Annotated in this window: 1 pseudogene; it reads right to left on the reverse strand. The window is 75.6% G+C overall.

Annotated features, from left to right (window positions below):
- Window positions 1–557, reverse strand: a pseudogene (locus tag ALMP_RS35270) (IS200/IS605 family accessory protein TnpB-related protein); the annotation flags it as partial.

The raw sequence follows: 557 nt of genomic DNA on the forward strand, positions 1-557 counted from the left end.
GGCCAGGGGCACGGTCTTCACCGGGGGGATGGTCCAGGAGGCGGTGAGGTACCAGCGGCCTCGGTCGGTGTCCTCGTGGATGCGGTAGGCCACCGCCCGGTTCGCGGTGATCCGGTCGCGCCAGGTCCCGCCCCGGTGCGCGAACGCCACCCGTGCTGCGAGCACGTAGCGGCCGTGCGGGGCGTTGGCGAGGTGGGCGAGCGGGGCGGGGAGCCGGATGCTCACCTCCCCGTCCGGGCTGACCCGGATCGTCTCGTTGCCGTACCGCTTGCCGCTCTCGCCGTCCGCTTGCAGGAAGCGGCGGGAGGCTTCCCACCGGCGGCGCCACGCATCCTCGGTGAGCTGAGCGGCGTCGAGGTGGTGGCGGGTGGTCAGCAGCCGCCTCCCGCCGCGCACCACCCGCACCCGTCCGGCCTCCCGGTCGGCCCGCTCCCGCTCCAGCCGGTCCTCCAGCACGCGCAGGCGGCGCGACTTGGCGAACCACTCCCTCTCGCTGCGGTAGCCGCCCGCCGCCCGCTTCGAGCCCTTCGCCCCCACCGGCAGCGACAGCCGACGTC

Source organism: Streptomyces sp. A012304, from assembly GCF_026008495.1.
GTDB lineage: Bacteria > Actinomycetota > Actinomycetes > Streptomycetales > Streptomycetaceae > Streptomyces.